Raw genomic sequence first — 24,920 nt, 5'->3', positions numbered from 1 at the left:
CGGGGTGGTCCGGTGGGGGAATCTCAGCCGACGCTGCGGACGAACGCTCCGATCGAATCGACGGCTCGCCCCGCCTCGGGCACGAGGCCCGCCGCGGCCTGGAAGACGTGCACCTGCCGTTCCCACACCTGCAGCTCGCAGGGCACGCCGGCGCCGGCGAGGCGCCGGGCCATCAGCTCGGCATCCACGTACGTCATCTCCTCCGAGCCGGTCTGGATGAGGGTGGGCGGCATGGCGGTCAGGTCGGCGTCGACCGGTGACACCGCGCGCGGACCCGGCCGGCCGGAGGCGGCGTCGATGCGGGCGATCACAGCGGCGAGGGCCGGAACGGCGCGGCGCGGGAACAGGGCACACCGGTACGAATTGGGATGTTCGAGCTTGCCGCGGGTGTCGAGGTCGGTCAGGGGCGAGAGCGCCACGTTGCCGGCCGGCCGGCCGAGACCGAGCCGCAGCGCCTCGAGCGTCACCTGGAAGGTGAGGAATCCGCCGGCGGAGTCGCCGGCCACCACGATTCGTTCCGTCGGGTAGCCGTGCGCGATCAGCCACCGCAGCCCCTCGATGCCGTCCTCGACCGCGCTCTCGATCGGGTGTCCAGGCAGCATGCGGTAGGCGACGCTGAGCACGGGTGCCCCGGCCGCCGACGAGATGCGGGAGACCATCTGCCGGTGGGTGGTCAGGCCGCACACCAGGAACGCGCCGCCGTGCAGGTAGAGGATCGCCGTGGCGCCGTCGGCTCCGGGGGCGGCGAGGAACTCGGCGTGGCAGGACGGCAGCCGGACCGGGTGCCGGTGCGTGCCGGGGACCGGCTTGAGGGGGAACGCCAGCCGGTCCACCACGCCCGTCGGCCACGGCAGGTGCGGGGCGCGCGCCCACGCGTCGATGACCGGCTTGACGGTGCTGCGCACCGAGAAGGTCAGCGCCTGCGACGGCAGGCTCACGCCGGCGAGCTCGCGGCGGAGCACCGGCCGCGGCACGGGCGGATACGACAACGACGGATGGTTCGACGCGGTACTCGTCACCGGGACCTCCTCGTCCTCACCTGCTCGGACGGAGCCCTCTCGTCGACGGCTCCCGTCTTCTCTCTCGGCCCTTCTCCGAGGCGTTCGCGGCGTTCGTCCGGGTCGGTTGCCCGACAGTACGACGAGGAATCGCCGGGGCGAAGCATCGTGACTCGATGGAGACCGGACAAAGGGAACTCCGCAGGTCGTCGGCGTGCCCGTTATCGATCCGGTACGGCCGTCCGGTCGCCGGACGTACCATCCATCCCAGCGTGCGACGGCGGACGAAAGGGGGCTGTCCCGGTGGGATACATGCCTGTGACCGACTCGATGTTCCTGATCGCCGAGTCGCGGGAGCGCCCGATGCACTTCGGTTCGCTCGAGCTGTTCACGCCGCCGCCCGACGCCGGTCCGGGATACGTCACCGACCTCTACAACCGGCTGGTCGCCGACGCGCAGGTCGACGAGCTGTTCCGCAAGCGCCCGGCCGACCCGGTGTCGAGCCTCGGCTACACGTGGTGGGCCGTGGACGACGAGATCGACCTCGAGTACCACGTCCGGCACTCGGCCCTGCCGGCGCCGGGCCGGATCCGTGAGTTGTTCACCCTCGTCTCGCGCCTGCACAGCGGCCTGCTCGACCGGCACCGGCCGCTGTGGGAGGCCTATCTGATCGAAGGGCTCGCCGACGGCCGGTTCGCCGTCTACACGAAGATGCATCACGCGCTGCTCGACGGGGTCTCGGGGCTGCGGCTGCTGCAGCGGACCTACACCCCCGATCCGAACGTGCGCGAATTCCCCGCGCCGTGGCACCTGCCGGCCCGCCCCAGCTCCGGCACCCGGGAGCAGGACTCGCTGTTCGCTGCGGTGCGCTCACTGGCCGGCGACGTGATCGGCGCGGCGCCCGTCGCGCTGCGGATCGCCCGGACCGTCCTCGGCGGGCGCCGCGTCGCGTTGCCGTACGAGGCACCGCGGTCGATGTTCAACGTTCCGATCGACGGGACGCGGCGCTTCGCGGCGCAGTCCTGGAGCCGCGAACGCATCACGCGGGTGCGGCAGGCGGCCGGGGTGTCGAGCAACGACGTCGTCGTCGCCATGTGCGCAGGTGCCCTCCGCGCCTACCTCCTCGAACAGCAGGACCTGCCCGACCTTCCGCTGATCGCGATGGTCCCGGTGTCGCTGCGAGCCAAGGACGCTCCCGATTCGGCCGCGGGCGGCAACAGCGTCGGGGTCACGCTGTGCAACCTCGGCACCCATCTCGAGGATCCACTCACCCGGCTCTCGACGGTCAGTGATTCGATGGCGGAGGGCAAGACCCTGTTCGCCGGGATGACGCCGCTGCAGGCGACGGTGTGGTCGGCGCTGAACGTCGCCGGGCTCGCGCTGGCACCGATCTCGGGCGCCGTCTCCCTGGCCCCGCCGCCGTTCAACCTCATCATCTCCAACGTGCCGGGACCGCGGGAGCGGGTGTACCGCAGCGGGTCCCGGCTCGACGGGATCTACCCGGTGTCGGTGGTGCTCAACGGCCAGGCACTCAACATCACGCTGACCACCACCGCCGACACCGTCGACTTCGGCGTCGTCGGATGCCGCCGCACGGTCCCCGGCCTGCAGCGGCTGCTCGGCCACCTCGAGGACGCCCTTGTGGAACTCGAGGTGGCACTTGACATTTCGTGATCGTCGTCAGTCCGGCAGTGCGGAACTGCGTGGTCCGGTGGCGTGCAGGACGTCGACGAGCTCCTTCTCGAGGGTCACGAACTCCGGCGACGTCAACGTGTCCAGACCCCGGGGGCGGGGCAGCGGCACCGTCACCTCGTGACAGATCCGGGCCGGGCGCCGCGTGAGCACCAGCACCCGATCCGACAGCAGCAGCGCCTCGCGCACGTCGTGGGTGATCATCAGCACCGTCCACCGGTCCCGCTGCCACACCTGCTGCAGCCACAGCTGCATCTCGGTGCGCGTCAGCGAATCCAGGGCCCCGAACGGTTCGTCCAGCAGCAGCACCTTGCGGCCCTGCAGGACCGTCCGCGCCAGGGCCGCGCGCTGGCGCATCCCGCCCGAGAGCTGCCGGGGGGCGGCATCCTCGAACCCGGCGAGGCCGAAGGCGGGGAACAGCTCCCGGGCCCGGGCACGCGCCTCGCCGCGCGGCACGCCCTGCACCTCGAGGCCGAGTGCGCAGTTGCCGAGCACGGTGCGCCACGGGAACAGCAGGTCTTTCTGCGGCATCAGGGCGGCCCGTCCCGGTGCGGCCGGCCGGTCACCCACCGTGACGGCACCGGTGTCGGGAGAGTCGAGACCGGCGATCAGCCCGAACAGGGTGGACTTGCCGCACCCGCTCGGGCCGATGAGCGAGACGAACTCGCCCTCGGCCACGGCGAACTCGGCGCCGTCGAGGACGGTGCGCGCACCGAACGCCTTGTGCACGCCGGTGACCGTGACGGCGTTCATCGCGGGCTCCTCGTCGTCTGCGCCCACGGCGCCACCACCCGTTCCACGGCGTAGGTGAGCAGGTACAGCGCCAGCGAGACCACCGCGGTGACGAGCACCGCCGCGAGCACCAGATCGGTCCGGAACGAGTTCTTCTGGGTGCTCATGTAGATCCCGAGCCCCGACGTGGCGCCGACGTATTCGGCGAAGACCGCACCGACGACGGCGTAGGTGACCCCGATGCGCAGCGCCGTGAAGAACCGGGGCAGCGCCGACGGCAGCCGCACGTACAGGAACTCCTGCCACCGGGAGGCACCCATGCTGCGCAGCAGCGCTCCCGCCTCCCGGTCCGCGGCCGCGAAGCCCTCGATCAGGCCGATCGCCATGGGGAAGAACGTGGCGAGCGCGATCACCAGGATCTTCGGCAGCAGCCCGAATCCGAACCAGATGATCATCAGCGGCGCGATCGCGATGATCGGCAGGGTCTGCGACACCACGAACAGCGGCACCAGGGCGCGGCGCAGCCACGGCGAGAAGTCCACGGCGATCGCGAGGAGCCACGCCACGACGAGGGACACCGCGAAACCGACGAGGGTGACCTGCAGCGTCGACCAGGCATGGCCCGCGATGTCGTCGCGGTGCGCCCAGCCCTGCCCGAGGACCCGGGCGGGGGAGGGCAGCACCTGCGGGCGGATGCCGCTGAGCGTCACGTACAGCTGCCAGCCGACGGTCAGCGCGGCGACGACCAGCACCGCCGGTGCGACGCGCCGCACCCAGGGATTCCGGGTCGGGTCAGGGCGTGAGGTAGTCATCGGTGAAGTACGTCGACCAGTCCGGCTCGGTGGTCAACGGCTTGCCGTCGGGGCCGGAGAGCAGCCCCTTCTCGAACAGGAACCGGGAGTACCCGGTCCATCGTTCGAGGGTGAGGGTGCCGACGCGGCCGTTCTCGTCGCGCAGGTAGCCGGCCGACAGCATCCGCTGGCTCTCGTAGACGAGATCCTCGTCGGGGAAGGCGCCGGGCTCGGCGTCGATCAGCGCGCGGGCTCCGCGGTCCGGGTCCTGCGCGGCGATCTCGTAGCCGCGCTGGACGGCCTGCACGAACGCCCGGGCCTGGTCCGGATGTTCGGCCAGCCAGTCCTCGTTGCCGTCGATCACGATCGCGTAGGCGTCGGGGAACCCGTAGTCGGTGTAGCGGAAGTAGCGCATCGGCAGCCCGCGGTGCTCGGCCTCGATGCCTTCCCACGCCAGGTACGAGACGGTGAAGTCGGCGGTGCCGGAGTACACGGCCTCGTAGGCGGAGGTGCCCAGGGTGACGGAGGTGAAGTCGCCCCGCCCGCCGTCGTTCCGGATCACCTGCGCGAGCGTCTCCTCGTCGCCCGGGTCGCCGAAGCCCGCGTAGGTGCGGCCGTCGAGTTCCCGGGGCCGGGTGAGGTCGGCGCGGTCGGCCTTGACGGCGATGCCGGTCGCCCAGTGCTGCAGCGGCGCGAGCACCGAGACGGTGCGCGAGCCGGCCGCCCGGGAGAACGTCGCCTGCGCCTGCGTCGAGATGCCGAACTCGGCGTTGCCGGCGTCGACGAGGGTGTCCGGGGTGGTGTTGTTGTAGGGCAGGAACTCGACGTCGAGACCGGCGTCGGCGAACAGGCCCTCCTGCTGGGCCACGTACAGGCCGGTGTGGTTGGTGTTCGGCGTCCAGTCCAGGGCGAACCGGATCGTGTCGCCGGAGTCGTCGTCGCCGGTGCCGCCGGCGCAGGACGCGGTGAGCAGCAGCGCCGCGGTGAGGGCGGCCAGGACGGTGAGCCGGCGACGCAGCCGGGAGGTGGTCGTCATGAGGCCGGCCAGTCCTGCGTGTTCAGCGCGGTGTCCCAGAACAGCAGCTCGTAGCGGGTGGCGATCGTGAACGCCCCGGCCATGGCGTCGCGCTCGGTGTCGGTGGCGGCCGCCGCCGCGACGTCGACGAGCTCGCGGGCGGTGGCGACCGCGGCGTGGAACTCGGGCGCGTCGTAGGTGGTGACCCACTGGGCGTAGGGGTGGGTGGGGTCCGCGGTGAGCACGTCGGCGGCGCGGACGGCCAGCTCGCGGCCGACCTCGGCGTAGATCCAGAAGCACGGAAGCACCGCGGCGGCGCCGACCGGATACGGATCGGTGGCGACCGTGGCGGTCAGGTAGGAGACGTAGCCGAGGCAGGCGGGGGAGTGCGCGGGGGTGTCCTCGGCGGGCGGCAGGACACCACCGGTGAGCAGACCCCGGTGCAGGGCCGATTCCTCGGTGGCGGCCGTCGCCGCGCTGTTGGCCCAGAACGCGGCGGTGGCCGGGTCCGGGGCCTTCGCCGCGAGGAGGGCGAGCGCCTTGGCGTAGCCGGCGAGGTAGAGGGCGTCCTGCTCGATGTAGAAGCGGAACGCGTCGAGCGGCAGGGTCCCGTCGCCGAGCCGGCGCAGGAACTCGAGGTCGTCGATGGCCTCGCGCAGGACCTTCGTACGGTCCCACAGCAGATCGGTGAAGCGCTCGGTCCCCTCCGGGACCGACGCATGGGCAGGCATGGTCATGCCGTGACATCCCTTCGTCAGCATTACCTGATCAGGTTCGACGGGTGTGATCTCAGCTCCCGCTCGTGTGCGGAGCACCCCGTGTCTACGGAGGCGACGATAGCACCGGGTGTGGCTCGCCCCACGCGGGCCCGGGGTGCCGGGTCGCCGGGGCTGCGCGTGCAGCCTGTCTGTTGTTGGTACCTTGGCCCCAGACCGTTCGTTCGGGAGGGACCGTGGACGCCGAGACTCTCATCGTCGGGTGCAAGTACGGCGACGTACGCGGCTACCGCGACGGTTCCGTCTACGCGTGGAAGGGCGTCCCGTACGCCGCGCCGGCGTCCGGCGACCTTCGGTTCCGCGCCCCCGAACCGCCGGAGCCGTGGACCGACGTGCTCGATGCCCGCCGGTTCGGGCCCATCGCGCCGCAGGGCCGCAACAATCCCATCCCCATCGACCCGGGCCTGTCGATCGGCGAGGACTGCCTCTCGCTGAACATCTGGGCACCGGAGCCGGACGGGGAGCCGCGGCCGGTGATGGTCTGGATCCACGGCGGCGCCTACGTCCTCGGGTACTCGGGTCAGCGGATCTACGACGGACGGTTGCTCGCCGAACGCGGGGACGTCGTCGTGGTGACGGTCAACTACCGGCTCGGTGCCCTCGGCTTCCTCGACTTCTCGTCGTTCTCGACAGCCGGGACCACCTTCGAATCCAACGTCGGGTTGCGGGACCAGATCGCCGCGCTCGAGTGGGTGCGCGACTGCATCTCCGCGTTCGGGGGCGACCCCGACCGGGTCACCGTGTTCGGCGAGTCGTCGGGCGGCGGGTCGCTGACCACCCTGATGACCGTGCCCCGCGCCGAGGGCCTGTTCCACCGGGCCATCGCGCAGAGCCCGCCGGCGACGTCGGCATACGGGTCCGAGCGGGCGGCCCGGGTCGCCGAGCGGTTCCTCGAGATCCTCGACCTCACGCCGGCCCGGGTGTGGGCGTTGCGGGACATGCCGCACGAGACGCTGACCGATGCGGGCGACGTGCTCGTCGGGGAGATCCCCACGAAGTTCCCCGGCACGCTCGCGATGGCGCCGGTGGTCGACCGCGACCTGGTGCCGAAGTACCCGGTGGCGGCGTTCCAGAAGGGGCTCGCGCACCGGATTCCCCTGATCATCGGGTCCAACAAGGACGAGCCGTCGATCTTCCGCTTCATGAAGTCGCCGCTGATGCCGGTGAGCGACGCCTCCGTGCAGGCGATGCTCGACGCGCTCGCCGCGGATCATCCGGAGCTGCCGCCCGATCGTATCGCGGAGATCATCTCCGCGTATCCGGACGTCTCGAAAACGTCGGGGGCGATGGCGCTTTCGCGGGACGCCGGGTTCCGGATGCCGGTGGTGTGGATCGCCGACGCGCACAGCGCCCACTCGCCGACGTGGGTGTACCGGTTCGACCACGCCACCCCGATGCTCAAGGCGGCGCGGATCGGCGCCGGCCACGCCACCGAACTGCCCTACGTCTTCGGCAACTTCGGGACCCTCGATCGCGACCCCACGTTCTGGCTCGGCGGCCGCAAGGCCGCGACGGTGGTCTCGGGCCGGATCCAGCGCCGCTGGCTGGCCTTCGCGCACCACGGTGTGCCCGCCGCGCTGGACGGGTCCCGGCACTGGGCGCCGTACGACACCGGAAAGCGGATGACCCTGCTGATCGACAGCACCGACACCCTTGTCCCGGACCCCGACAGGGTGCTGCGTGAGGCCTGGGGCGACCAGGTGATGGGCTTCAGCTGATCGGGCGGCTCCGTCCGGGCCGAAGGTCACATCACTTCGCTCAGATCGACCTGCTGTGACATTCGGCCGACAGCAAACTGGTATGACCACTTGACCTCTGGCCGGGTTCCGGCCTACGGTCGGTCCGTGATGTTCGAGCCGATCGCCCGCAAGTCCGCCTCCGGCGAGGTGTACGACCAGATCGCCGCCCGGGTGCTCGGGGGCGACCTCGCCGCCGGGGCGGCGCTGCCGAGCGAGCGCAACCTGGCCGAAGCGTTCGGTGTATCGAGACCCGCTGTCCGCGAGGCGATTTCCCGGCTGTCCCACGCGGGTCTGGTGGAGGTGCGCCAGGGGGAGGCGACGTCGGTCCGCGACTTCCGCACCCAGGCCGGTCCGGAGCTGCTCCCGCGGCTGCTCGTGCGCGACGGCCGGCCCGACTGGGACGTCGTCCGCAGCGTCCTCGAGGCCCGACGCCTCATCGGCCGTCAGGTTGCCCGGCTCGCCGCCGCCCGCGCGACGGACGAGACGGAACCCCGGTTGCGCGACGCCGTGGCGCGGCTCGCGACGGGAGAGGACCCCGTCGCGCTGCAGGTCGCCGCCCTCGAATTCTGGGAACGCGTCGTCGACGCGGCCGACTCCCTCGCGTTCCGGTTGATCTTCAACAGCCTGCGCAACGCCTACGAACCGGCCATGACCGCGATGGCCGGCGTCCTGGTCGCCGAAGTCGGCCGCACCGACCTCTACGAACGGCTCGCCGGCGCGATCGTCGCCCACGACGAGGACGGCGCCGAACGCGCCGCCGGGGAACTGCTCGACCTGGGCACGTCGGCCCTGACGACCGCCATCGACCATGCGGAACACGCAGATGCGAGGAGCCGGGCATGAGCACGGATCGGACCGAACGGCGTAGCCGTCGCACCTCGATCGGCCTGTGGGACGCCGCCGCCGAGTTCGCGCGGCACCCGTCGCCGTGGATGATCGGCGCGATGCTCGCCGCCGCGAGCGTCGCGCGGGTTCTCCGCGGCGACTGGCAGATCTCCGACGCCCTGGTCCCACTGGTCGCCCTGCTGGTGTTCCCGCTGGTGGAATGGGTCATCCACGTCGGCATCCTGCACTGGCGGCCGCGCCGGATCGCCGGACTGACGCTGGATTCGCTGCTGGCCCGCAAGCACCGCGAGCACCACTGCGACCCGCGCGACGTGCCGCTGATCTTCATTCCCTGGCAGACCCTGGTGTGGCTGCTGCCGGTTCTCGTCGCCGGCGCATGGCTGGCCTTCCCCAGGGCCGGCCTGGCACTGACGTTCCTGGTGACCGTCGGCGTCCTGGGCCTGAGCTACGAATGGACGCACTACCTCATCCACACGGACTACCGCCCGAACTCGCGGCCCTACCGCGCGGTGTGGCGCCACCATCGGCACCACCATTTCAAGAACGAGCACTACTGGTTCACCGTCACCACCGCGGGCACCGCCGACCGGATTCTCGGCACCGAACCGGACCCGGCCTCGGTCGAGACGTCGCCGACCGCCCGGAATCTGCACGCGTCCCGCTGACCCGGCGCGTGGACCCCGCTCACGTGCGTCGCGCTGCGCCGGGCAGCCGCAGGCGCCCGGCGAACTCGTGGAGCAGATCGATCAGATCCCGATCGTCGGTGCGGATGCGCCCGGTACCGCCGATCGCCGCGAGGCATCCCACGATCGCGGTGCCGTCGTCGCGCACCGGGACGGCGACCGCGGTGCGTCCCTGACGCAATTCGTCCTGCTCGACGGACACGTCGAGGCTCCGGATGCGACTCAGCTCGATCGCGAGCCGGTCGAGCTCGACGATCGTGCGCGGCCCCACTTTCGGCAGGGTTGTGCCGGGGACGAGATGGGGGCGGTCGGCGAGAAGCAGCTTCCCGATCGCGGACGCGTGCAGGTGCCGGGTCAACGACGCCTCGCCCAGCAGCTCGTGGTCCGGGTCGCGATCCACCAGCCGGATCCGGTCCCGTTCGTAGGAGGCCAGATACACCCCGTGCCGCACCTGGGCGCGCAGATCCTCGAGCACCTCGGCCACCGGCCACGTCTCCGCGTGCGGTGCTGCCGCCAGCTCCTGCGTCCGTCGGCCGAGCGCGAAACCCGACAGGTCGTGCACCCGCACCAGATAGCCGTCGGCGACGAGGAGGTTGAGCAGCCGGTACGCGGTCGCCGGCGGAATGCGGGTGAGCCGGGCCAGATCCTTGGCCGTCGCGCCCGAACCCAGCTGAGCTACCGCCTCGAGCAGGGCCAGCGCACGCTGCACGGCCGTCGGCTCCCGGCCGGTGACCTCGCGCGCCACCGTCAGAGGTCCCGATGCGGGCCGCGGTCGGCACGCACCAGGGTCATCGCGCCGAGCCGGTCGGGTGCGAAGACCCCGGCGCCCGGCAGCACGTCCGCGGATTCCGCGCTGTCGAACACCCCGATCGCCGTCGCAGCGCGTGGCGTCCGCCGCCGGAGCAGGAGGTACCACAGGGGTCCCGCGGCGAGCAGCAGCAGGGGGACGGCCACCACGGCGGGATCGACCGCGACGATGCCGGAGCCGACGACGCAGCCGAGCAGCAGCGTGCCGCCCGCGGCCGCAGCACCACCGACGAGGGTCGAGCCGCGGGTCTGCTCGCCGATTCTGGTCAGGAAGCGCAGGGAGGCGACGGCCACCAGGACGTACGCGACGAGCACCGCGACGCGTACCGCGTGCTGAAGCCCCGCGACGAGATGCGGGGCCCCGGCCTTGGCGACGGCGATCGTGAGCGCCACCAGCCCGGCCGCGGCGACGGCGCGGTACGGCGTGCGGTACATCCGGTGCACCGCGGCCAGGGGCCGGGGGAGCACCCGCTCGATCCCCATCGTGTACCCCAGTCGCGAAACCGCGTTGACCGATGCCATCGAGGACGCCAGCCACGAGCAGGTCAATCCGAGATGCAGCGCCACGACGACGACGACCGGCACGCCGGAGTCGGTGCCGTGGCGATACGCGTCGATCACCGTCCCGCCGCGGCCACCCCAGACCGCCAGGGCCGCGAGGACGCAGAGCGCCCCGCAGATCACCGGTGTCCAGAGCACGGTGCGGGTGACCGTCAACAACGGTCGGCGGGCCTCGGGTGCCAGGAAGGTGGCGCTCTCGAATCCGGCGAGCGCGAACACGGCGGTGAGCGCCAGGACCACGAGTTCGCCGGCGCCGCCGCCGGGGGGTTCCGCGACCGGTGTGGGCACGGCCGGCACGAGGAACAGCGTGAGGATGAACGCGAGCGAGCACGCCTCCACCAGCAGGATCGCGTGGACCGCGAATCTGATCCCGCGGACCAGGCACGCGCCGATCACGCAGGCCAGCACGAGATACAACGGCAGTGCGGGAACGGAGACGCCGGCCCCGTGGGCGACCGCCAGGATCGACTGCCCCCCGTGGTAGAGGGTGAGCCCGGCACTGCCGAGGTACTTCACCGCCAGCGCGGCACCACCGCCGAGCGCGGCGCGGGGGCCGAGTCCCTGCGCGACGAACGTGTACGGGCCACCGGCGGCGGCGAGGCGGCGGGTGAAGGCCGCGAAGCATGCGGCGACCGCGCCCAGCAGGACCGTCGTCGCCGCCACGGTGAGCAGGCCTGCGAGCATCGACTGCCCGGCCACGATCGCGGTCGTCAGGACGACCATCGACGCGGCGGGCGCCGTGGTGGCGACCGACTGCGCGAGCACCTCGATGCCGGACAGCCGGCGCCGCCCGAGGGCTCGTAGCGGCGACAAGGCCGGGCGTTCCGGCTCACGCGCCGTGAAGGACTGCGTGATCGCGTCGGAGAGTGCGGACATGGCACGCGAAGCTATCGGCCCGGTGTTTCCGGTCTGTTTCCGGGGGAAGTCGAACGGGCGCACCGGGATCGAGAATTCGGGTCCGCGGCGGACCGCCGTTCTCGAGCGCCGGTTCGCAAGACGTTGCGCGTGCGAGACATCCCCGCATCCCGCTCTTCCCACCATAGGTGCCGAGCCGATCGGGACGGTCGGTGTTGCACGATGGGAGCAGTCACTGTGGCAGTTACACGTAGGTCTTTCATGAAAGGACTCGGCGTCACGGGCGGCGCCGGCCTGATGTACGGCGCGATGTCCACGATCGGCCTCGCGCCCGCAACGGCGTCGACGCCGGCTTTCCGGGCGCCGGCGCGCAGCGACCTGATCGGCCGGGTGGACGGCCATCATTCGGTCGTCGTCCTCGGCGGCGGCCCGGCCGGATTGTGCGCCGCCTACGAATTGGGGAAGGCCGGGTACGACGTCACGGTGCTGGAGGCTCGGCGTCGGCCCGGTGGCCGGGTCTGGTCCGTGCGCGCCGGAACGGAGGAGACGGACCTGAACGGCGAGAAGCAGGTCTGCACCTTCGCCGACGGGCACTACTTCAACCTCGGTGCCACCCGCATCCCGCAGAGCCACGTGACGATGGACTACTGCCGCGAACTGGGGGTGGAACTGCAGGCGTTCGGCAACCAGAACGCCAACACCTTCGTGCACTACTCGAGCGACACGGCGTTGTCCGACCGGTCCATCACGTATCGGGCGGCGAAGGCCGACACGTACGGGTACATGTCGGAGCTGTTGCAGAAGGCGGCCTCCCGTGGCGCACTCGACGACGTGCTCACCCAGGCCGACAAGGACGCGCTGTCCGAGTTCCTCAGCGACTTCGGCGACCTGTCCGGCGACGGACGATACGTCGGGTCGACCCGACGCGGGTACACCTCCGAGCCCGGCGCCGGTCTGGACTTCGGCACGCACGAGCCGCCCTTCGCGATGACGGACGTGATCCGCGGCGGCATCGGCCGCAACTTCAGCTTCGACTTCGGCTACGACCAGGCGATGATGATGTTCACCCCGGTCGGGGGCATGGACCGCATCTACTACGCGTTCGAGGACCGCATCGGGACCGACAGGATCGAATACGGGTCGGAGGTGACGGCCCTGCAGAACACGACCGAGGGGGTGCGGGTGGAATACACCCGCGACGGTGCGCCGCGGGTGGTGGACGCCGACTTCGCGATCTGCACCATCCCGCCGCACCTGGTGACGCGGCTGAACCACAACCTGCCCGCCGACGTCGTGCACGCACTCGGCGCGGCCGAGCCCAGCTCGTCGGGCAAGCTCGGCATCGAGTACACGCGCCGCTGGTGGGAACTCGAGGACCGGATCTACGGCGGTGCCAGCAACACCGACAAGGACATCTCCCAGATCATGTTCCCCTACGACCACTACAACTCGGACCGCGGCGTGGTCGTCGGCTACTACTCCTCGGGCAAGAGGCACCTCGGTTTCGAATCGCTCACGCACAAGCAGAGATTGGCCAAGGCGATCGCGGAGGGGGCAGAGATCCACGGCGACAAGTACACCCGCGACATCGCCTCGTCGTTCTCGGGCAGCTGGCGCCGCACCCGGTACTCCGAGTCGGCCTGGGCATCGTGGCAGGGTGCCGGGGGTTCCCACGGGGGAGAGGCAACCCCCGAATACACCCTGCTGCTCGACCCGGTGCAGAACGTCTACTTCGCCGGCGACCACCTGTCCAACGCGATCGCCTGGCAACACGGTGCGTTCACCTCCGCACGCGCCGTGGTCACGTCGCTGCACGAGCGTGTCGCCGCATCCTGACATCCCCATCCCGGACAAGGAGAGATCCATGAACAAGCGTGCCGCCCGAACCGTTCTCGCGGCCCTGGTCCTGCCCGTCGTCGGCGCCTCGACCGTGGCGTGCTCGTCCACGGACGCGGAGGCCGGCTCGGCACCGCCCGTGCTCGTGCAGTCGGTGCTGCCGGTCGGGGAGGCCAACCCGATGATCGCCGAGGGCGTGGGCATCGGCGCCGACGCCGCCGTGTACAAGACCAGCGGAATCGGGCCGTCGGCCGCGAACACCGCCGCGCCGCAGGGGTCCCCGGAGTCCTACATCGACACCGCGACCTTCGCGGGCGGTGTCCTCCCGGCCGGGGTGACGGTCACCGAGGCGCAGGGCATCAATGTGCTCCGCAAGATCCGCGACAATCTCGAGGCTCAGGGGCTCGGTCTGGCCGACGTGACCACGATGCGGGTGTTCCTCGACAACGACCCGGGGACGGATCGCGCCGACTACGCCGGATGGAACCGGGCGTACCGCCAGTTCTTCGCGAACACCAACCTCGAGACCGGCGACACCGAGCTGGTGCCGATGGGGACCGCCGAGCCCGCCGCGCCGCTCGAACGCAACCCGGCTCGCCCGAGCCGATTCGCGCTGGAGGTGGCGAGTCTGCCGGTGGCCGGGTGGCTCGTCGAAGTGGAGGTCGACGCCGTCTACCCCGAGGGGAAGGGACCCCGCTGATGGGAGCACTCAGTCCCGCCCACTGGGCGATCATTGCTCTCGTGGTGCTGGTGTTGTTCGGATCCAAGCGGCTGCCCGAGGCCGCACGGGGCCTCGGACGGTCGATGCGAATCCTGAAGACGGAAGTGGGTGAGTTGCATACGGACACCGGCGACGCGCCACGGGAGCTGTGAACGCGTGGGCCTGCGCCGCGGCGCAGGCCCACGGGCCGCGTCCGCCGGGCTGTGGGTCGAAGTTCCCATCCCGGGGCGGGCCGAATGGGCAATCCTTCCGATGCCGGTCACCGTCGGTGCTCCTAACGTCCTCTGCGACGGCAGATTCGGACTCGGTCAGGAGCGGTCATGAGCGCACACGTCGGCGTCGGACCCGGTACGCGGCTGGTTCGGGGACGTGCCGCCGCACTCGCCGGGATCGTCGCGCCCCTCCTCTTCACCGTGGTGGTGCTGGCGCAGCAGGCAGCCCGGCGGGACGAGTACAGCCCGACCGCGGAAACGATCAGTGCGCTCGAAGCCGGCCCGAACGGCTGGATCCAGCAGTTCAACTTCGTCGTGTTCGGACTCCTGCTGCTGATCTTCGCCGTCGCCGTGCACCGGGGACCGGCGGCCGACCGGACGGGCGCCCTCGGCCCGGTGCTGATCGGTCTCGCCGGCGTCGGCGCACTGCTCGCGGCGGTGTTCCCGCTGCGGGAGGACGCAGCGGGGGTCACCTACGACCCGGGCTACCACTTCGTCTCGGGCTTCACGTTCTTCTCGTGCATCGCGCTCGGCCTGGTCGTGACGTCGCGCCGTCTCGCACGCGACGGGCGGTTCCCGGCGCTGTCGCGCTACGTGCTCGGTGCGGGACTCGTCGCCGCGGCCGGCGTGCCGCTCATGGTCGTGCTGGTGCTGCCCGACGACGCGCCCCTGCACGACCTCGCGGGTCTCGTGCAGCGGGGCATTCTCTGGCTGGTCGTCTTCCCCGCGCTCGTCGCGCTGGGCCTTTGCCTGCGCGCCGGGGGTGCCCCCACCGGGCAGGCCGGCGCCCGCTGAGCGAGGCGGGCGCCTCCGCGCTGTTAGAGGCGCGCGCCTCCGTGCTGATAGAGGCGGCGCCTCCGTGCTGATTGAGGCGGCGCCTCGGCGAGTCAGTTCCGGTATTCGGGGTTCGCGTCGAGGAACTGCGCGACGTACCAGCACGAGGCCGCGATCTTCAGGCCCTCCGAACGGGTGGCGTCGAGGGCGTGGCGGACCACCTCGGCGGCGAGCCCGTGACCGCGGAACCGGGGCTGGGTGACGGTGTGGTCGAAGTCGCGCACACCGTCCGAGTCGGTGTAGTCGGCGAACGCGGCGAGGGTGTCGCCGGTGTACAACGCGAATCGGGACTGCTCGGCGTGATGTTCGATGCGGTGCTCGTCGTTGGTCACGCCAACGACCCTACCGGCCGTCGCGCCGGCGGGGGGATCCGCCCGCGGCGGCGGTAATGCGCGCGGCGCGGGCCGCGATGTTCCTGTTGTGGACCTGTGTCGAGGGCGGGCCCCGCGTGACGTGAGCGGTGACGTGGTGGTGGTGACGCGATGCAGTCGACAGTGGCGACGGGCTCAGGCGGGGACCGGGCCGGCCGGCGGGTGGGCGGCGCGGACGGCGTCGACGAACGCGGACTTGCGGGTCAGGTAGCGGTCCCGGAACTCGTCGAGGTCGTCGGTTCCGTCGCTCGAGACGGCGGTGAGGTATCCGAAGAGGGCGACGGCGGCGGCGAGCACCGGATCGGGAGCGGACAGCCGCATCTCGTTGACGATCGCGTCGAGGTCGACGATGCCGCGGGCGACCGAGCGCAGGTGCAGGTCGTCGGATTGCAGGGCCTCGGTGAGGTCGGCCTCGGCGAGGGCGGAGTGATCCGCCTCGAACAGGTGGTTGTAGACGCTGTCGGCGGCGTGCAGGAAGCGGACCTGCAGCGCGCGATCGGCCGCCCGCAGGGGAGCGGCCACGGCGGCGTTCCGTCGCGGGGGTCGCGCGCCGATCCGGGTGGCGAGGACGCCGAGGAGCACGCCGGCCGTGAGTCCCACCGGTACGGCCCACCAGGGTGCCGCACCGCTCGTGAGCAGGTCGGTCAGTGTCTCCACCGTACGGATCCTAACAGCGGAAGTCACATCAGTCTCACCAGTCACTCTGTTATCGAATCGTTCCGGCTGCGCGATCGGGTGGTTGTCGCAGGTCACTAACGTCAACGGTCGTTCGAAGGAGGTGCCGTATGACCGCATCCGCGCTGACGGACGCGAAACTCGTCCGCGCGTTGTCCGACGAATTCCTTTCGCGGCGAGTCGATTACAACGCGCTGGAGCGCCTTCATCACGGGGACGTGGCGGACTGGGCCGCCGCGGCGAGCAGGTTCGCGGCGCTGTCGGACGAGGAGGAACGGCACCTCGCCCTGCGCTGGCGGGACAATCCCCGGGAACTTCTCGACATCCTGCTCGCGCGGGCCGACGAGGTCACCGCCCGCCGATGCCGCACGGCCTGGGTCTCCCTCGACCGGTTCGCGCCGTTCGTCCGCGCGAGCAACGGGCCGTGACCACGGCACCGGCACGGGGCCTCAGGACTCGTCCACGACGATCACCTCGTCGTCGCCGAGTGCCCGGAACGGCAGCCGCTCGCGAGTGAGGAAGTCCAGCGTCCGCGCGACGCCCGCGTCGGCGAGGGGCGAGTCCCCGGCGTGCGGGACGATCGCGTAGTCCACCCACCCGAGACCGTCCCAGCGGGCCGGGACCCCGCAGACCGCGTCGACCTCGCCGGGATCGTCGGAGAATTCGAGACCGCGCAGGGACGGCGTCACAAGGCACGCCCCTGCGCTGTATCCAGCGTAGGCCAGCGCACCGGAACGGACCAGGTCCGTGAGGATCTCGTCGCCCCCGCACAGGGCGAGCCGCGCGCGCAGCACGAACGTGTTGCCGCCGCGCACCCACAACGCTCCGAACGGGGACAGCGCCGCCCGCAGGCCGTCGGGGGCGCCGGCATGGTCCCGCAGATCCACCTCGGTGGGTTCGTATCCGAGCGCACGCAGCGGCGCCAGCTCGCTCGCCACCGCCGAGTCCCGGGCCCGGGACGGCCATGCGTCGGCCGCGTTCGCGATCACCGCGATCGGGCACGGCCCCCGCGTGACTCCGAGGAGCAACCCGGGATCCGTGCCGAACCGGTACGACGACAGGAACAGCCGCACGAAGCCGCCGATCAGATGGTGAAGGCGAGGTGGTCGACGATCCGCCGGCCCACCGTCGTGTCGCCGCCGAGGGTGATCTCGTCGAGACGGTCGAACGCGTGCGTGCGGCCGCCGGCGAGCCGCGCGAACAGCCGCGAATCCATCGCCACGGTGCTCGTCGCCGGACCGGACAGGGCCGGCACCACCGCGGCCCGGCCGTCCACCTCGACGTGGAGGGTGCGGGCCAGTGGGCCGCTCAGCTCGAACGTGATCCGCGCCCCGTCGGGAGCCTTGCCGCGCTTGCCGACGACGAACGCGAGCGCCCCGAAGATCTCCGCGGCTGCGAGCTCGGCCCGGGCGCCGCCCTCGTCGCCGGGCACGCCGAGCGCGTCGCGGAGGTCGAGTTCGTGCATCCAGCAGTCGAAGACGCGGATGCGCATGAAACGGCCGTAGGTGGCCTGCCCCACCGGGGTCATCGCCGGTTCGTCGAAGTCCTTCTGGGTCATGGCCCCGAGTTGCTCCCGCCGGCGCGCGACGATCTCCCGGTACCGCGCGAGCACCTCGTCGCCCGGCGTGCCGCGGAGGGACTCGATCCACCGTTCGTTGAAGGCGCCGATCTCGTTGCGGACGTGGCCGAGGGCGTGCACGTCGATCTCGACGTGCGGCGCCTCGATGCCGGCGAGCATCGACTCGGTCCCGATCAGGTGTGCCGTGATGTCCTTGACCGTCCACCCGGGCAGCGAGGTGGGCGTGTACCAGGTGTCCCCGTGTACGTCGGCGAGCAGCTCGTCGATGACCCCGAACTGCTCGAGGAGCAGCGCGCGGATCGGCTCGACCGGGAACTCCGGCGCGGCGTCGGTGTCCGGCCCGGTGGTGCCGCCGGTCGTGGTGTTTCCGTGTGTCTTTCCGTGTGTCACAGTGCGTCCTCCGCTTCGAGACGGGCCAGACCGGCGCGGATCGCCGCACCGGTGGCCTCCGGGTCGTGGGGCCGGCGCCGCAGCAGTCCCGCCGCGAGGCGCAGCTTGTCGCCGCGCCACCGCGGCAGCACGTGCAGATGCGCGTGGAAGACGGTCTGGAAGGCGGACCGGCCGTCGTTGAACACCAGGTTGGCGCCGTCCGCGGCGAAACCCGAGCGTTGCACGCCCCGGGCGATGCGCTGCCCGGCCCGGAACAGCGCGGCGCCGTGCTCGGGATCGAGGTCGTCGAGCCGGGGCGCGTGGACCCGCGGCACCACCAGCGTGTGCCCGCGGGCGATCGGCCGGATGTCGAGGAAGGCCACCACGTCGTCGTCCTCGTACACCCGCACGGCGGGAGCGTCGCCGCGGACTATGGCGCAGAACACACAGGAGCTCACCCGCTCACTGTAGGCGGGGCGTCTGCTCCGCGGCGACCGCTGCGACGAGTTGCGGCAGGCCCACCGCGGCGGTGGTGCGCCACACCTCGTCCACCCGGTCGGACAGGTCGGTCTGCTCGGGGTTGACCTCGACGACGGGGATGCCGTGCCGGCGGGCGAGCGAGGGCAGGCCGGCGGCCGGATAGACGATCCCCGACGTGCCGACTACGAACACCACGTCTGCGGTCAGCACGGAGGCGGTGGCCGCCTCCCACGGTCCGGCCGGCAGCGGCTCGCCGAACCACACCACCCCGGGCCGCACGTCGCCGCCGCACGCGCCGCAGGCCGGTGGATCGAGACGGGCGACCGGCTCGGTGGGGGCCTCGGGCAGGTCGGCGGGGGTGCCGCACTCGGCGCACCGCGGCGAGAACAGGCTGCCGTGCAGATGCGAGAGCACGGGGCTGCCGGCCCGCTCGTGCAGGTCGTCGACGTTCTGCGTGACGATCGACAGGTCCACGGTGCGCCCCCAGCGGGCCAGCGCCCGATGCCCGGCGTTCGGCTGCACTCGTCGGACCAGGGCCACGCGCCACTGGTACCAGGCCCACACCGACGCGGGATCGCGGTCCCACGCCTCCGGTGTCGCCAGATCGGCCGGGTCGAAGTGCTCCCACAGGCCGGTCTGCGCGTCGCGGAACGTCGGCACGCCGCTTTCGGCGGACATTCCGGCGCCCGTGAGCACGGCGACCCGTCGTGCGGGCCGGGCCAGATCGAGGATCCGCGCGGGGGGAGTGGGCATCGGGTCAGGGTAGGGGGCCGGGGCCGGACTCGTCCGTACTCTCCTCGTCGTGCCGGAGGACGGCGCCGCACCGTGGGCACGGGGCCTCCGGTTCCTCGAGGAAGAAGCCGCAGTCGGGGCAGACCCGGTGCATCCAGCACACGGGGTCGCCGGCGGCGGCGGGCACGTCGTTCACCGGGCACCCCGCATCCGCTCCGCGAGGACGGCGGCGCCACTGTGCTCGAGGTCCCGGGTGGCGGTGAGCAGGACGACGGATCGGCCGTCGGCCAAGTTGTCGAGGCGCGCCAGGGCTGCACGCGCGTCCGGGCCGTCCAGTTCGGCGAGGTACCGGTCGCGGAACTCGGCGAACTGCGAGGCGTCGTGCGAGTACCACTTGCGCAGCCCGGTCGACGGCGCCAGGTCCTTGGCCCAGTCGTCGTGATGGAACGCGTCCTTGCGCAGCCCCCGCGGCCACAGCCGGTCGACGAACACCCGGAACGCCTCCTCGTCTCCCGGATGGTCGTACACGCGCTCGACGACGACACTGCGACGTGCCATGGACTCGCCCCTCCTCCCTCACCGCGGATACGGCAGAATTGTGAAGTGAACTACCTCACATTCTGGCATCGTTCGACTGTTCGGACTCGATTCAGACGAAACCCAGCGGTTGCGCCCCTGTCCGGGGCGGGGTACGTCTGACTAGGCTCATCGCCCATCGTGCACGGCCCGAGTCGGCCGCTCGTCGCACATGACCCGCCGCTCATCGCGGTGAGGTGCCGATTCAACGCAGGAGTCGAAAACTTTGGAAACCGAGGATATGGGTACGGGACGTGCGGTGACAGCGCGACCCACCGTCGGCGTCGTTCGGGAAACCAACGACGGCGAGCGGCGGGTCGCGCTGGTGCCGATGATCGTCCCGTCGTTGATCAAGAAGGGGCTCGACGTGGTCGTCGAGTCCGGGGCCGGGCTCGGTGCGCTGATCCCGGACGAGGCCTACGTCGAGGCCGGGGCGCGGATCGGGGATGCGTGGTCGGCGGATGTGGTGCTCAAGGTGGCGCCGCCGTCGGATGCGGAGGTCGCCCGGATGCGGTCGGGGCAGGCGCTGATCGGGTTCCTCGCCCCGCGCAACGCGCAGAACCAGATCCCGGCGCTGGCCGCCGCCGGGGTGCAGGCGTTCGCCGTCGAGTCGATCCCGCGGATCTCCCGGGCGCAGGTGATGGACGCGCTGTCGTCGCAGGCGAACGTCGCCGGGTACAAGTCGGTGCTGGTCGCCGCGTCGGAGTCGACGCGGTTCTTCCCGATGCTCACCACCGCCGCGGGCACGGTCAAGCCGGCGACGGTGCTGGTGCTCGGTGTGGGGGTGGCCGGGTTGCAGGCGCTGGCCACGGCCAAGCGCCTGGGCGGGCGCGCCACCGGCTACGACGTGCGTCCGGAGGTCGCCGACCAGGTGCGGTCGGTCGGTGCGCAGTGGCTCGATCTGGGCATCGACGCCGCCGGGGAGGGCGGCTACGCCCGCGAACTCACCGCCGACGAGCGTGCGCAGCAGCAGGCGGCGCTCGAGGAGGCCATCAAGGGCTTCGACGTGGTGATCACCACCGCGCTGGTGCCGGGCCGGCCCGCGCCGCGGCTGGTGACCGCCGCCGCCGTGGAGGGCATGAAGCCCGGCTCGGTGGTGGTGGATCTGGCCGGCGAGACCGGCGGCAACTGCGAGCTGACCGAACCCGGACGCACGGTGGTCAAGCACGGCGTGACCATCTGCTCGCCGCTGAATCTGCCCGCGACCATGCCCGAGCACGCCTCGCAGCTGTATTCGAAGAACGTCGTGGCCCTGCTCGAGCTGATGCTCGACGAGTCCGGTGCCCTGGCGCCGGACTTCTCGGACGAGATCCTCGACGGCGCGTGCGTGACCCGCTCGAAGGAGAACGTCTAGATGTATACCGAACTGTTGGCGAACATCGCGATCCTGGTCCTGGCCGGGTTCGTGGGCTTCGCCGTGATCTCGAAGGTGCCCAACACCTTGCACACCCCGCTGATGTCGGGCACCAACGCCATCCACGGCATCGTGGTGCTCGGTGCGCTGGTGGTCTTCGGCCACCTGCCGGCCGGCGCGCCGTGGAGCATCAAGGTCATCCTGTTCGTCGCGTTGGTGTTCGGCACGCTGAACGTCGTCGGTGGCTTCGTCGTCACCGACCGCATGCTCGCGATGTTCAAGCCCAAGAAGCGGGTGCCGGTGTCGGCCGCCCCGGCGGAGCAGAAGGGAGCCGACGCGAAATGAGCTACCTCGTCTCCGTCCTGTACATCGTCGCGTTCGCGATGTTCATCTACGGTCTGATGGGCCTGACCGGCCCGAAGACCGCGGTCCGCGGCAACTACATCGCCGCGGTCGGCATGGCCGTGGCGGTGCTCGCCGTGCTGATCGACATCCGCGACACCGACAACTGGATCTGGATCGTCGCCGGCCTGGTCGTCGGTGTCGTCCTGGGCGTCCCGCCGGCGCTGCGCACGAAGATGACGGCGATGCCGCAGCTGGTGGCGCTGTTCAACGGCGTCGGTGGCGGCACCGTCGCGCTGATCGCGTGGGCGGAGTTCCTCGACTCCGGCGGCTTCACCACCCTCGCCGAGGAACCGACGGTGCCCGTGGTGGTCGGCTCGCTGTTCGCCGCGATCATCGGCTCGGTGTCGTTCTGGGGTTCGCTGGTGGCGTTCGCCAAGCTGCAGGAGCTGCTGAACAAGAACCTCGAGCGCCGCCTCGTCGGCGCGGCCAAGGCCTTCCAGCTGGCGAACATCGTGCTCGCGCTCGCGGCGATCGCGCTCGCCGTGTACATCGGACTCGCGGCCGACCCGGCGAACGATCCGACCTCGGCGGTGTGGATCGTCGCGCTGCTCGTCGTGGCCGGGCTGATGGGCCTGTTCGTGGTGCTGCCGATCGGCGGCGCCGACATGCCGGTGGTCATCTCGCTGCTCAACGCCCTGACCGGCCTGTCGGCCGCGGCGGCCGGCCTGGCGCTGAACAACCAGGCGATGATCGTCGCCGGCATGATCGTCGGTGCGTCGGGTTCGATCCTGACCAACCTGATGGCCAAGGCGATGAACCGGTCCATCCCGGCGATCGTGTTCGGCTCGTTCGGCGGCGACGGCGGTGCCGGTGCGGCCGCGGGCGGGGCCGGCGGCACCGTCAAGGCGACCTCCGCCTCCGATGCCGCGGTCCAGATGGCCTACGCCAACCAGGTCATCGTGGTGCCCGGGTACGGGCTGGCGGTGGCGCAGGCGCAGCACGCGGTCAAGGAGATGGCGGCGCTGCTCGAGGACAAGGGCGTGGAGGTCAAGTACGCCATCCACCCGGTCGCCGGCCGGATGCCCGGGCACATGAACGTCCTGCTCGCCGAGGCCGAGGTGCCGTACGAGGCGCTCAAGGAGATGGACGACATCAACGGCGAGTTCTCCCGCACCGACGTCACCGTCGTCATCGGCGCCAACGACGTCACCAACCCCGCCGCCCGGCAGGATTCGTCCAGCCCGATCTACGGCATGCCCATCCTCAACGTCGACCAGTCCAAGTCGGTCATCGTGCTCAAACGCTCGATGAGCTCCGGCTACGCCGGCATCGACAACCCGCTGTTCACCGCCGACCACACCTCCATGCTCTTCGGCGACGCGAAGAAGATGGTCTCCGAGGTCACCGAGGAACTCAAGGCGCTGTAGGGAGTTCGACGAACCGGGGCGTCCGCACGGAACACCGTGCGGGCGCCCCGCTCGTGTGCGACCGTCGGAGGTGGCAGGCGGGCCGTGCCCCGGCCCGTGGCACCGACGGAAAGGATGCGTCCCGTGACCGAGCACCCAGGGACCGAGCACCCAGGGACCGAGCACCCAGGGACCGAGAGGACGTACAGGGTCGGCTACTTCGTCGGCAGCCTGTCGTCCACCTCGATCAACCGTATCCTCGCGAAGGCGTTGATCCGGCTCGCCCCGCACGACCTCGAATTCGTCGAGATCGCCATCCGGGACCTGCCGCTCTACAGCCCCGACTACGACGCGAACTACCCGCCGGAGGGGGCCGCGCTCAAGGACGCGATCGCCGCTGTGGATGCGGTGCTGTTCGTCTCACCCGAGTACAACCGGTCGATTCCCGGGGCGCTGAAGAACGCCATCGACTGGGCGTCGCGCCCGTGGGGACAGAACTCGTTCGATCACATCCCGGCCGCCGTGATCGGCGCCTCCATCGGCGCGATCGGCACCGCCGTGGGCCAGCAGAGCCTGCGCGCCGTGCTGAGCTTCTGCAACGCGCGGCAGATGACGTCGCCCGAGGCGTACATCCATTACACGCCCGAGGTCTTCGGGGACGACGGCACCGTCCACAACTCGGGCACCGAGGACTTCCTCCGCAACTACATGCGCGAGTTCCGCGACCACGTCGTGCGGGTCCTGACCGTCCTCCCGCGCTAGCGGCCGTCCACGCGCGCGAGCGTGCGACGGGTCCGCTCACCGACGGAGCCGGCGAGGGCTGCGGCGGCGAGCACACATGCCAACGGCACCGTCATCGCCGCGGTGAGCGACGTCGCCTCCGAGAGCCAGCCGATGGTGGCGGGCCCCGCCAGGAACCCGATGTATCCCATGCCGACGACACGGGACATGTTGCGGCCCGGGGCGCCGGCGTCGATGTTCCCGGCTGCGCTGAAGATCTGCGGCACGGCGCCGGACAGGCCCAGCCCGAACAGCGCCCATCCGGCGAGCGTCGTGGGCAGCCACGGGGAGGCGACGACCGTGCCCATCCCGGCCCCCGCCAGCAGCGTGCCGTACCGGACCACGGCCACGGCGCCGATGCGGGCGCTGACGCGGTCCGCCACGAAGCGGCCGAGCGTCATCGTCGTGGAGAACGCGCCGAAGGCCAGCGCCGCGACCGCATCCGGGCTGCCCAGGTGTTCCTTGACCTGCAGGGCGCTCCAGTCGTTGGCGACGCCCTCGCTGAGCATCAGCATGAACGCGAGCCCGCCGAGCAGCAGCACCCGGCGGGAGTATCCGCCGCGCGGGCCGGCCTCGCGCGGGTGCTCGACCCGGGGCACCCGCACGAGGTGCGGCGCCGAGACCGCGACGACGAGCGCGCCGACGAGGCCGGCGCCGCCGAGGGCGACGGCCGGGGCGAGCCCCGTCGCCAGGGCGGCCGCCCCGACCAGCGACCCGGCGACCCCGCCGACCGAGAACAGGCCGTGGAACGCGGCCATGATCGGCCGCCGGTAGCGTTGCTCGACCGCCACGGCCTGCGAGTTCATCGACACGTCCAGGGCGCCGTTCGCGAACCCGAACACCGCGAGCGCCACGCCCAGCTGCCACGCCGCGCCGGCCAGGCCGGGGCCGAGGGTCGCCACCGCCAGCAGGACCGCCGCGGCGACGGTGGTGCGGTCGCTGCCGAACCGGTCGGCGAGCGGACCGGTGGCCTGCATTCCGGCGATCGCCCCGGCCGCGAGGACCAGCAGCAGGGAACCCAGCGTGGCGTGGTCGATGCCGACGCGCTCCTCGATCGCGGGGATGTGCACCACCCACATCGCGAGCAGGAACCCGTTGACGCCGAAGGTGGCGAACACGGCCGCGCGGGCGCGGCGAAGATCCTGAGCGGTCACG

Annotated in this window: 29 protein-coding genes and 1 riboswitch; of the genes, 13 read left to right on the top strand and 16 right to left on the bottom strand. The window is 71.4% G+C overall.

The window, feature by feature from the left end:
- Positions 1 to 23: 23 nt before the first annotated feature.
- Complete coding sequence (locus tag A4U64_RS14815; RefSeq protein ID WP_029542847.1) at positions 24 to 1,019, bottom strand: alpha/beta hydrolase; 996 nt, start codon at positions 1,017 to 1,019, stop codon at positions 24 to 26.
- Positions 1,020 to 1,310: 291 nt separating this feature from the next.
- Here A4U64_RS14815 and A4U64_RS14810 point away from each other — a divergent pair, with 291 nt between their 5' ends.
- Positions 1,311 to 2,672 (top strand): WS/DGAT/MGAT family O-acyltransferase, encoded by a 1,362-nt coding sequence (locus A4U64_RS14810; RefSeq protein WP_037201594.1) that lies wholly within the window; start codon positions 1,311 to 1,313, stop codon positions 2,670 to 2,672.
- Positions 2,673 to 2,678: 6 nt separating this feature from the next.
- Here A4U64_RS14810 and A4U64_RS14805 read toward each other — a convergent pair whose 3' ends face one another.
- The 4 genes from A4U64_RS14805 to A4U64_RS14790 all read right to left on the bottom strand — a co-directional run bounded on the left by A4U64_RS14805 (position 2,679) and on the right by A4U64_RS14790 (position 5,965).
- Entirely contained in the window at positions 2,679 to 3,443 is a 765-nt protein-coding gene (locus A4U64_RS14805) for an ABC transporter ATP-binding protein (protein WP_006939435.1), read from the bottom strand.
- Entirely contained in the window at positions 3,440 to 4,234 is a 795-nt protein-coding gene (locus tag A4U64_RS14800) for an ABC transporter permease (RefSeq protein ID WP_065922727.1), read from the bottom strand. The genes A4U64_RS14805 and A4U64_RS14800 overlap by 4 nt, the downstream gene beginning before the upstream one ends.
- Entirely contained in the window at positions 4,215 to 5,249 is a 1,035-nt protein-coding gene (locus A4U64_RS14795; RefSeq protein WP_065922726.1) for an ABC transporter substrate-binding protein, read from the bottom strand. Before A4U64_RS14795 ends, A4U64_RS14800 begins: the two co-directional genes overlap by 20 nt.
- A complete protein-coding gene (locus A4U64_RS14790; RefSeq protein ID WP_006939427.1) occupies positions 5,246 to 5,965 on the bottom strand; it encodes a TenA family protein in 720 nt (239 codons plus the stop codon). Before A4U64_RS14790 ends, A4U64_RS14795 begins: the two co-directional genes overlap by 4 nt.
- A riboswitch (TPP riboswitch) is annotated at positions 5,958 to 6,057 on the bottom strand. (Overlaps the previous gene by 8 nt.)
- Positions 6,058 to 6,180: 123 nt before the next feature.
- Between A4U64_RS14790 and A4U64_RS14785 the strand changes: the two genes are divergently transcribed.
- The 3 genes from A4U64_RS14785 to A4U64_RS14775 all read left to right on the top strand — a co-directional run bounded on the left by A4U64_RS14785 (position 6,181) and on the right by A4U64_RS14775 (position 9,254).
- Positions 6,181 to 7,722, top strand: coding sequence for a carboxylesterase/lipase family protein (locus tag A4U64_RS14785; protein WP_029542851.1), 1,542 nt, complete (start codon positions 6,181 to 6,183; stop codon positions 7,720 to 7,722).
- A 129-nt stretch (positions 7,723 to 7,851) separates the two neighbouring features.
- Positions 7,852 to 8,586, top strand: coding sequence for a FadR/GntR family transcriptional regulator (locus A4U64_RS14780; RefSeq protein ID WP_029542852.1), 735 nt, complete (start codon positions 7,852 to 7,854; stop codon positions 8,584 to 8,586).
- A complete protein-coding gene (locus A4U64_RS14775; RefSeq protein WP_043797238.1) occupies positions 8,583 to 9,254 on the top strand; it encodes a sterol desaturase family protein in 672 nt (223 codons plus the stop codon). The genes A4U64_RS14780 and A4U64_RS14775 overlap by 4 nt, the downstream gene beginning before the upstream one ends.
- A gap of 19 nt (positions 9,255 to 9,273) precedes the next feature.
- Here A4U64_RS14775 and A4U64_RS14770 read toward each other — a convergent pair whose 3' ends face one another.
- Positions 9,274 to 10,017, bottom strand: coding sequence for an IclR family transcriptional regulator (locus tag A4U64_RS14770; RefSeq protein WP_084648645.1), 744 nt, complete (start codon positions 10,015 to 10,017; stop codon positions 9,274 to 9,276).
- Between the two features lie 2 nt (positions 10,018 to 10,019).
- Positions 10,020 to 11,516: an APC family permease gene (locus A4U64_RS14765; RefSeq protein ID WP_065922725.1), complete on the bottom strand. Its 1,497-nt coding sequence runs from the start codon at positions 11,514 to 11,516 to the stop codon at positions 10,020 to 10,022.
- Between the two features lie 240 nt (positions 11,517 to 11,756).
- Here A4U64_RS14765 and A4U64_RS14760 point away from each other — a divergent pair, with 240 nt between their 5' ends.
- From A4U64_RS14760 to A4U64_RS14745, 4 genes are all read left to right on the top strand, one after another.
- Positions 11,757 to 13,331, top strand: a complete 1,575-nt coding sequence (locus A4U64_RS14760; protein ID WP_029542859.1) for a flavin monoamine oxidase family protein — start codon at positions 11,757 to 11,759, stop codon at positions 13,329 to 13,331.
- Positions 13,332 to 13,359: 28 nt separating this feature from the next.
- Positions 13,360 to 14,031 (top strand): Rid family hydrolase, encoded by a 672-nt coding sequence (locus A4U64_RS14755; protein ID WP_065922724.1) that lies wholly within the window; start codon positions 13,360 to 13,362, stop codon positions 14,029 to 14,031.
- Positions 14,031 to 14,204: a Sec-independent protein translocase subunit TatA gene (gene tatA / locus A4U64_RS14750; RefSeq protein ID WP_006940119.1), complete on the top strand. Its 174-nt coding sequence runs from the start codon at positions 14,031 to 14,033 to the stop codon at positions 14,202 to 14,204. Before A4U64_RS14755 ends, tatA begins: the two co-directional genes overlap by 1 nt.
- 168 nt (positions 14,205 to 14,372) lie before the next feature.
- Positions 14,373 to 15,059, top strand: coding sequence for a DUF998 domain-containing protein (locus tag A4U64_RS14745; RefSeq protein WP_065922723.1), 687 nt, complete (start codon positions 14,373 to 14,375; stop codon positions 15,057 to 15,059).
- 92 nt (positions 15,060 to 15,151) lie between these two features.
- Here the strand turns inward: A4U64_RS14745 and A4U64_RS14740 are convergent, their stop codons facing one another.
- Positions 15,152 to 15,430, bottom strand: a complete 279-nt coding sequence (locus A4U64_RS14740; RefSeq protein ID WP_006940123.1) for a GNAT family N-acetyltransferase — start codon at positions 15,428 to 15,430, stop codon at positions 15,152 to 15,154.
- A gap of 174 nt (positions 15,431 to 15,604) precedes the next feature.
- Positions 15,605 to 16,126 carry a hypothetical protein gene (locus A4U64_RS14735; RefSeq protein WP_006940125.1) on the bottom strand — a complete coding sequence of 174 codons (522 nt, stop codon included), beginning with the start codon at positions 16,124 to 16,126 and terminating at the stop codon, positions 15,605 to 15,607.
- Between the two features lie 128 nt (positions 16,127 to 16,254).
- On the opposite strand from A4U64_RS14735, the gene A4U64_RS14730 reads away from it, so the two are divergent.
- Positions 16,255 to 16,572 (top strand): hypothetical protein, encoded by a 318-nt coding sequence (locus A4U64_RS14730; protein WP_006940127.1) that lies wholly within the window; start codon positions 16,255 to 16,257, stop codon positions 16,570 to 16,572.
- Positions 16,573 to 16,593: 21 nt separating this feature from the next.
- Here the strand turns inward: A4U64_RS14730 and A4U64_RS14725 are convergent, their stop codons facing one another.
- The 6 genes from A4U64_RS14725 to A4U64_RS14705 are packed head-to-tail and all read right to left on the bottom strand — an operon-like array spanning position 16,594 to position 19,862.
- Complete coding sequence (locus tag A4U64_RS14725) at positions 16,594 to 17,217, bottom strand: Type 1 glutamine amidotransferase-like domain-containing protein (protein ID WP_029542868.1); 624 nt, start codon at positions 17,215 to 17,217, stop codon at positions 16,594 to 16,596.
- 11 nt (positions 17,218 to 17,228) lie between these two features.
- Entirely contained in the window at positions 17,229 to 18,113 is an 885-nt protein-coding gene (locus A4U64_RS14720) for a maleylpyruvate isomerase family mycothiol-dependent enzyme (protein ID WP_029542870.1), read from the bottom strand.
- Positions 18,110 to 18,550, bottom strand: coding sequence for an HIT family protein (locus tag A4U64_RS14715; RefSeq protein ID WP_065922722.1), 441 nt, complete (start codon positions 18,548 to 18,550; stop codon positions 18,110 to 18,112). The genes A4U64_RS14720 and A4U64_RS14715 overlap by 4 nt, the downstream gene beginning before the upstream one ends.
- Positions 18,551 to 18,554: 4 nt before the next feature.
- On the bottom strand, positions 18,555 to 19,325 hold the full coding sequence (locus tag A4U64_RS14710) for an SIR2 family NAD-dependent protein deacylase (RefSeq protein ID WP_051445986.1): 771 nt from the start codon (positions 19,323 to 19,325) through the stop codon (positions 18,555 to 18,557).
- 4 nt (positions 19,326 to 19,329) lie between these two features.
- Complete coding sequence (locus A4U64_RS28530; RefSeq protein ID WP_006940139.1) at positions 19,330 to 19,500, bottom strand: hypothetical protein; 171 nt, start codon at positions 19,498 to 19,500, stop codon at positions 19,330 to 19,332.
- Positions 19,497 to 19,862: a DUF488 domain-containing protein gene (locus A4U64_RS14705; protein WP_065922721.1), complete on the bottom strand. Its 366-nt coding sequence runs from the start codon at positions 19,860 to 19,862 to the stop codon at positions 19,497 to 19,499. Before A4U64_RS14705 ends, A4U64_RS28530 begins: the two co-directional genes overlap by 4 nt.
- 259 nt (positions 19,863 to 20,121) lie before the next feature.
- Here A4U64_RS14705 and A4U64_RS14700 point away from each other — a divergent pair, with 259 nt between their 5' ends.
- The 4 genes from A4U64_RS14700 (at position 20,122) to A4U64_RS14685 (ending at position 23,747) form a co-directional block, all read left to right on the top strand.
- On the top strand, positions 20,122 to 21,234 hold the full coding sequence (locus A4U64_RS14700) for a Re/Si-specific NAD(P)(+) transhydrogenase subunit alpha (RefSeq protein WP_065922720.1): 1,113 nt from the start codon (positions 20,122 to 20,124) through the stop codon (positions 21,232 to 21,234).
- On the top strand, positions 21,235 to 21,579 hold the full coding sequence (locus A4U64_RS14695) for an NAD(P) transhydrogenase subunit alpha (protein ID WP_006940142.1): 345 nt from the start codon (positions 21,235 to 21,237) through the stop codon (positions 21,577 to 21,579). It begins immediately after the preceding gene.
- Positions 21,576 to 23,006, top strand: a complete 1,431-nt coding sequence (locus A4U64_RS14690) for an NAD(P)(+) transhydrogenase (Re/Si-specific) subunit beta (RefSeq protein WP_065922719.1) — start codon at positions 21,576 to 21,578, stop codon at positions 23,004 to 23,006. The genes A4U64_RS14695 and A4U64_RS14690 overlap by 4 nt, the downstream gene beginning before the upstream one ends.
- A gap of 123 nt (positions 23,007 to 23,129) precedes the next feature.
- Positions 23,130 to 23,747 (top strand): NADPH-dependent FMN reductase, encoded by a 618-nt coding sequence (locus A4U64_RS14685; protein WP_065922718.1) that lies wholly within the window; start codon positions 23,130 to 23,132, stop codon positions 23,745 to 23,747.
- Here the strand turns inward: A4U64_RS14685 and A4U64_RS14680 are convergent.
- A complete protein-coding gene (locus A4U64_RS14680; protein ID WP_029542883.1) occupies positions 23,744 to 24,919 on the bottom strand; it encodes an MFS transporter in 1,176 nt (391 codons plus the stop codon). The two genes, A4U64_RS14685 and A4U64_RS14680, sit on opposite strands and share 4 nt — an antisense overlap.
- Position 24,920: the final 1 nt, after the last annotated feature.

Origin of the sequence: Rhodococcus sp. WB1, from assembly GCF_001700945.1 — a bacterium.
In the GTDB taxonomy this organism is placed as follows: domain Bacteria; phylum Actinomycetota; class Actinomycetes; order Mycobacteriales; family Mycobacteriaceae; genus Rhodococcus; species Rhodococcus aetherivorans.
Note: the sequence above shows the minus strand (reverse complement) of the source record. Positions and strands in the feature narration are given on the sequence as shown.